2 protein-coding genes are annotated in these 3543 nt (G+C 70.7%); both read left to right on the forward strand.

Annotated elements, in window-relative coordinates; genetic code table 11:
• Nucleotides 1–1682 (forward strand): protein kinase domain-containing protein (locus CVO76_RS16050; protein ID WP_244186052.1); only part of this gene is annotated, 1682 nt, incomplete at its 5' end.
• 46 nt (nt 1683–1728) lie between these two features.
• A partial coding sequence (pknB, locus tag CVO76_RS16055; protein ID WP_208740101.1) for a Stk1 family PASTA domain-containing Ser/Thr kinase occupies nt 1729–3543 on the forward strand: 1815 nt, incomplete at its 3' end.

A 3543-nucleotide genomic window follows, 5' to 3' on the forward strand; every position in this document is an offset into this window, starting at 1 on the left:
GCCGCGTGGTCGCGATCAAGATCCTCAAGGAGGAGTACTCGGGCGACCCCGCGTTCCTGAACCGCTTCCGCGCCGAGGCGCGCCACACCGCGCTCCTCAACCACGAGGGCATCGCCAATGTGTTCGACTACGGCGAGGAGGGTGGTTCGGCCTACCTCGTGATGGAACTCGTGCCCGGTCAGCCGCTGTCCGCCGTGATCGAGAAGGAGCAGGTGCTCTCGCCCGATCGCACACTCTCCATCATCGGCCAGACGGCCACCGCACTCGCCGTCGCACACCGGCAGGGCCTGGTCCACCGCGACGTCAAGCCGGGCAACATCCTCGTGATGCCCGACGGCCGGGTCAAGATCACCGACTTCGGCATCGCACGGCTCGCGGACCAGGTGCCGTTGACCGCGACGGGCCAGGTCATGGGCACTGCGCAGTACCTCGCCCCGGAGCAGGCGACGGGCCAGCCGGCCACGGGGTCCTCCGACATCTACGCACTGGGCGTGATCGGCTACGAGCTCCTCGCAGGGCGCCGCCCCTTCTCGGGCGAGTCCCAGATCGCCATCGCCCTTGCACAGGTCAACGATGCGCCGCCGCCCCTGCCCGAGTCCATCCCGCGCCCCGTGCGCGCGCTGATCGGCTCGATGCTCGCCAAGGATCCCGCGGACCGGCCGCGCGATGCGGAGAGCCTCTCCCGGGCCGTCGACGCCATCCGCTCCGGTGACATCCGCGGTGCGGAGGCAGCGGTCCCGGGCCTGCTCGCCTTCGCGGCGGGCGGGGACACCGCCACGGCCGCCGTCCCGCGCCAGGACACGCAGGCGACGACCGCGGTCCCGGCACCCACGACGTCGGCCCTGCCCACGGTTGCTGCGCCCGCCGCCGCCGGTGCTGCCGCCGGCATCGCTGCCTCCCGGGACTGGTCCCAGGAGGACATCGATGCGACCACGCCGTCGCAGCCGATCCGCAGCGAGGAGGAGAACCGCAGGAGCCCCTGGCTGATCCCGCTCATCGTCCTGCTGCTGCTGGCCCTGGCTGCCATCGCCTTTTTGATCTTCCAGCCGGTGCTGGCCGGCGACGATCCGGAGAACGTCCCGGTCGCATCGACCAGCACCTCCGCCGACGCCACCCCCTCCCGCTCACGGACCCCGAGTCCGTCGCCGTCCTCCATGCCGCCGTCGCCGAGTCCGGACCCGAGCACCACGCAGGCCGACGAAGGCACCATCATCTCGCCCGCCGAGTATCTCGGCCGGCCCGTGGAGGACGTGAGGGCAAGCCTGATCGCGCTCGATTTCGGCGTCAACGTCGTGGAGCAGGCCTCCGAGGAAGCAGCGGGAACGGTCATCGACATCAATCCCAGCGGAGCCCAGCCACCCGGCACGACCATCACGCTGACCGTGTCGACCGGCCCGGAGCAGGTCACCGTACCCGCCGGCTTGCAGGGGCAGGATGCCGCCGAGGTGGAGAGGATCCTCGTCGACCTCGGCCTGCGGCCCCTGAACGTGGGATCCGAGGAGTCGGATCAGCCCGCGGGGATCGTGCTTCGCGTCGATCCCGGACCGGGCGCCGTCCTGGCTCCGGGGACCCAGGTGAACTACGTCGTGTCCACGGGACCGCCGGCCACCGAGGAACCCACGCCCCCGTCGACACCGACCTCCACGCCGACGGCGACGGCGACCGCGACCTCCGGCCCATGATGCGTCGGGTGATGCGTCGGGACCGATGCCGGAAGGGCACGGAGTGATGACCGCCGAGCGCGTCCTGAACGGGCGGTACGAGGTCAGGGAACTGATCGGCCGCGGCGGTATGGCGGACGTGCACCTCGGTCGTGACCTCCGGCTCGGCCGTTCCGTCGCGATCAAGGTGCTGCGACAGGACCTCGCCCGGGACCCGCTCTTCCAGTCGCGGTTCAGGCGCGAGGCGCAGGCTGTCGCCGGCCTCAACAATCCGACGATCGTCGCCGTCTACGACACGGGCGAGGAGGAGATCCCGGACCGGCCGCAGCACGAGGTCCGTGTCCCCTTCATCGTCATGGAATACGTCGAGGGCCGCACGCTCCGCGACCACGTCAAGGCCGGCGACCTCACGCCCGAGGACAGCGTCACCTACCTCCAGGGTGTCCTCGACGCCCTGGAATACAGTCACAAAGCAGGTATCGTCCACCGGGACATCAAACCGGCCAACGTCATGATCACCCCGGACGGCGCGGTGAAGGTCATGGACTTCGGCATCGCGCGGGCCATGGCGGACTCCCAGGCCACCATGACGCAGACCCAGGCCGTCCTCGGGACGGCCCAGTACCTCTCACCCGAACAGGCGCGTGGGGAGACCGTGGACGCGCGCAGCGACCTGTACTCGGCCGGCTGCCTGCTGTTCGAACTCCTCACCGGGCGTCCACCCTTCATCGGTGACAGTCCCGTCTCGGTCGCCTACCAGCATGTACGGGAGGAACCGCCCCTCGCCAGCAGTCTCGACCCGGCGGTGACGCCCGCGCTCGATTCCGTCCTCGCCCGGGCCCTGCAGAAGGACCGTGACCACCGGTTCCAGGACGCGGCCTCCTTCCGGCGTGCCCTGCTCGACGCCCGCCGCGGTATCGTCCTGGCCGACACCCCGAGCCTGGCCACCGAGGCGATGGACGTCCTGGCACCCCGGACACGGACGCGCGCGGAGACGATCGGGGCTGCGGCGTTCGGCGCGACGGCAGCCTCGGTGGATCCGCGGACCCGTGCCATGGACCGCGTGGCAGCCGGACCCCCTCGCCCCGACGTGCACGGTGACGGTACCGACGACGGCCGTCTCGACGTCCTGCAGGGCGCCGACGAGCCCGCGGACCGGCAGGACCGACGGCGGAGATCCTCGCGCGCCGCCTGGATCACGGTGTTCTTCGTGGCGGTCCTGCTCGTCCTCGCCGGAGGCTATGTCTTTCTCACCAATGTCGCGGGCGACCCCCCGGCACAGGAGGTGGCGACCGTCGTCGTCCCCGACCTCGCGGGGATGACCGAGGCCGACGCCACGGACGTGATCGTGGATGCCGGTCTGGTCCCCTCCACCGACGAGGAGTACAACGCGTCGGTCGAGGCAGGGAAGGTCATCGGATCCGATCCGTCCCCGGGGGCATTGGTGGAGCGTGAGTCACGCGTGAACATGACGGTCTCCCTCGGGCCGGCCAACGTCGTGCTGCCCGACTCCCTCGCCGGGCTCACGGAATCGTCGGCGCGCGATCAGCTCGAGGTGCTCGGCCTGCGTGGCGGTGGGATCACGGAGGAACCCAGTGCCGAGGTTCCCGAAGGCAGGGTCATCACCACGAATCCCCAGGCCGGCCAGTCCGTCCCCGTGGGGAGTTCCGTGGACCTGGTGCTCTCGAACGGCAAGGTGACAGTGCCGCTGCTCACCGACCTGACCGTCGCACAGGCGGAGGCGCTGCTGGCGGATCCGGCGGTCCGGTTGCCGTTCTCCGTCCGGGAAGTCGAGAACAGCGTCGTCGCGCCGGGGATCGTCACGGCGCAGTCGGCGCCTGCCCGCTCCGAGGTGGAGCAGGGGACGGAGATCGTGCTCACC

Origin of the sequence: Arthrobacter agilis (assembly GCF_002953615.1) — a bacterium.
Taxonomy (GTDB): Bacteria; Actinomycetota; Actinomycetes; order Actinomycetales; family Micrococcaceae; genus Arthrobacter_D; species Arthrobacter_D agilis_B.